The 3172-nt window shown below is 67.7% G+C and carries 2 protein-coding genes; one reads left to right on the top strand and one right to left on the bottom strand.

Annotated elements, in window-relative coordinates; all coding sequences use genetic code 11:
- The first annotated feature begins 217 nt into the window (after nucleotides 1-217).
- Nucleotides 218-1432 (top strand): IS110 family RNA-guided transposase, encoded by a 1215-nt coding sequence (locus WDU93_RS15200; protein ID WP_337322084.1) that lies wholly within the window; start codon nucleotides 218-220, stop codon nucleotides 1430-1432.
- A gap of 178 nt (nucleotides 1433-1610) precedes the next feature.
- Here WDU93_RS15200 and WDU93_RS15195 read toward each other — a convergent pair whose 3' ends face one another.
- Nucleotides 1611-3041, bottom strand: a complete 1431-nt coding sequence (locus WDU93_RS15195; protein ID WP_337322083.1) for an IS1380 family transposase — start codon at nucleotides 3039-3041, stop codon at nucleotides 1611-1613.
- Nucleotides 3042-3172: the final 131 nt, after the last annotated feature.

Here is a 3172-nt window from a genome sequence, read left to right as displayed (position 1 = left end):
GATAAGCCCGGATCCGTAAGTTCTTGGGTGGCCCGGGAGGGCTGGGTGTGGCTGAGCCTTGATCGCCCCTGATGGCTCCGATGGATTGGCCGCCCGGCTCCTCCTGGGACGCCTTGACTGCTGATTGAGATGCGCGTCCTGGTCGCTGTTTACGGATCTGTCGGCGGGGTGTTCCTTCGGGCCACGACATTGCTCGCATGCTCGAAGGAGGAACTTGATGAAGGAACAGATCCCGCTCGGCTGGGCGGGCATCGATGTCGGCAAAGGTCATCACTGGATCTGCCTCATCGACGAGACCGGCACCACGGTCTGGTCGGCGAAGGCGGTGAACGACGAGGCAGCGATCCTCGACGCGGTCAGCAGCGTGCTCGCCCGCGCCGACGAGGTCGTCTGGGGAGTCGACGTCACCGGGACCATGTCCGGGCTGCTGCTCGCGTTGTTGGCGGCGCACGGTCAGCGAGTGAGGTACGTGCCCGGCCGGACGGTGAACCAGATGTCGGTCGCATACCGCGGTGAAGCCAAGACCGACGCCCGCGACGCCTACGTCATAGCCGAAACGCTGCGGCACCGCGGCGATCTTCAGGAGGTGGAGGTCTCCACCTCGTTGGTGACCGAACTGCGGCTGCTGGTGACTCATCGCACCGACCTGGTCGGTGACCGGGTCCGGATGGTCAACCGGCTCCGTGACGTGCTCAGCGGCTACTTCCCTGCACTGGAGCGGTCGTTCGACTACGCCCACAGCCGCGGCGCGCTGACCCTGCTGACCGGCTACCAGACACCGCAGGCGATCCGCCGGACCGGTGCGTCGCGGCTGCGGGCATGGCTGGTCAAGCGGAAGGTCCGCAGCGCCGACCAGATCGCAGCAGCCGCACTGGTCGCGGCCAAGGCCCAGCAGACCGTCGTGCCCGGGCAGGACGTCGCGGCCAGCATCGTGGCCGACCTCGCCACCCAGCTCCTGGCGATCGGTTCGCGGATCTCCGAGCTGGACGCCCGGATCACCAGCACCTTCCGGGCGCACCCCCAAGCCGAGATCATCGAGTCCCTGCCAGGCATGGGCCCGATCCTGGGCGCCGAGCTCATCGCCGCAGCAGGCGACCTCAACGGCTACGCGAACGCCGGCCGGCTCGCCTCAGCCGCCGGGCTGGTGCCGGTCCCGCGAGACTCCGGACGGCGCACCGGGAACCTGCACCGCCCGCAGCGCTACTCACGCAAGCTGCGCAGGGTGTTCTACCTCTCCGCCTCAGCCGCCATGATGCGCGAGGGACCCAACCGCGACTACTACCTCAAGAAGCGCGGACAGGGCCACGGACACGTCCAAGCGCTCATCGCGCTATCCCGCCGACGCGTCGACGTCCTCTGGGCTCTGCTTCGCGACAACCGGCTCTTCGAAATCGCTCCACCTACTCGAGAACCGATGGCTCGAACGGCTTGACAAAGTCATTGAGAACGGCTTGACAAAGTCATTGAGAATCCACCGATCACGTTTTCGATGTGGACGCCGTGACGTTGAGTCTCGGTTGACGGTGTCGGGGTAGGGGTGAGTGCCCGGCCTCGCTGCCGGGGGGTTCCACTGAGGTTCCTGGGTTGCGCCGCCGGGGGCGGCTGGGTGGTCAGGTCGTTGCTGTGGCCGGTGGCGCGTGGACGCGTTCGAAGAGGGCGGTCCAGGCGTGCTGCCAGGGCCAGGCCCGGGGTAGGTGCAGGGTGAGCCGTCGGGCGGAGGTCGCGACCCGGGCCGGGATGTGGATCAGTGCGCGCCGCACGGTCGGGGTGGTCGCCCTGGCCAAGCACCGCTGACCGGTGAGGGTGGCGGCGGCGCGGGTGAGGTTGAAGGCCATGACGGCTAGGACGAGCCAGGCGCTGTTGGCCGCGAAGGATTTCGAAGGTAGGTGCGCCAGGGCTGAGTTCTTCAGGTCGGCGTGGACCTGTTCGATGATGGCGTGGGCGCGGTGGACCTTGTCGGCGGTGACGGTGTCAGCGGTCTCGGCATCGGTGGTGGTGAAGAACGCGTGGTGTCTCCACACCTCGAACAGGCCGTGCTGTCCGGCACGCTTCTTCTTCTCGGCGTTGGCGTCAGGGATGCGGCGCACCACGAGCCGGCCGGTGACCTGCTCGCTCTTCTTCTTCGAGGTGAACGCCGTGTAGGGCACCTCGGCGACCTGCGCTGAGGAGATCCAGGTGCCGGACTCTTCGTCGAAGATCGCGTTGGGGTACTCGATGGTGGTCCAGGCGTCCACGGCGATGCTGCTGATGGCGGCCTTGACGCGCTTGTCGAGGCGGACGGTGACCGAGACCTCCGCACCGGTCTTGACCGCGGCACCGATGACGGCGTGCCCGTAGTACGCGGAGTCGGCGCGTAGCAGCACCCGACCCGTCCCGCCGGAAGGATCGGCACCTTCTCCGCGGCGCAGGGTGCGCACCGTCTTGAGGGCGTCACGGACTAGCCGTTGGGCGCCGCGGGCGGAGTTCGCCGACCCTTTCCGCAGGCGTTGGGCCACGATCACCGGCGCGGAGGTGTCGGTGGAGACGGTGGCGATCAGGGCGTTCAGGCCGCGCACTCCCGTGTAGCCGAACCCGGCGCCCTGCTTGGTGTAGCCGTGGACCTCGATGATGGTGTCGTCGATGTCGACCACCGCCAGCTGCCCGATCCCGGCCACCACCGGGGTGTCCGCGGCCAGGGCGGTCAGGAACCTCGAGGCGACCCCGTCGAGCTGGCGCACGTGCCCGAACGTGTGGCTGCGCAGGAACGAACCCAACGTCGAGGGCGCGTAGCAGCGGTCGAAGACCCGACCCATCCCACCGTGGCGCAGGATCGCCATGTCGTCGATGCTGTCCGCGCCGGCGACCATCCCCGCCACCAGCGCGCTCACCTTCGCGCCGGCGTTGGCGCCCTTGTCGCCCGGCACGCTCAGATGCTCATCCGCCAGCGCTGACAGGCCCGCCTTCTCCGCCAAGCGCAGCACCGGCACCAGGCCCGCCGAGCCGATCAGGTTCGGGTCATCGAAGACCGCCGTCGTCGCTGCCGGGGTGTGAGAGAGTTGCACCTACGAGATGTCCCTTGTGATCAGGTCGAACGAGAGCGTGAAGAACTTTAATTCTCCTGCATCACAAGGGATTTCTCATGCTCCGACCCGCGTACAACCCGACAAAACCCCATCCCCATCGGTGGATCCGG

The sequence above is a fragment of the Microbacterium istanbulense genome (genome assembly GCF_037204145.1).
Lineage (GTDB): Bacteria > Actinomycetota > Actinomycetes > Actinomycetales > Microbacteriaceae > Microbacterium > Microbacterium istanbulense.
The sequence above is the reverse complement of the archived record's forward strand: the minus strand, read 5'-3'. Positions and strand labels throughout refer to the sequence as shown.

Excerpts from the sequence above, each read along its gene's own strand:
- WDU93_RS15200 (WP_337322084.1), top strand. The coding sequence starts at position 218 with ATGAAGGAACAGATCCCGCTCGGCTGGGCGGGCATCGATGTCGGCAAA.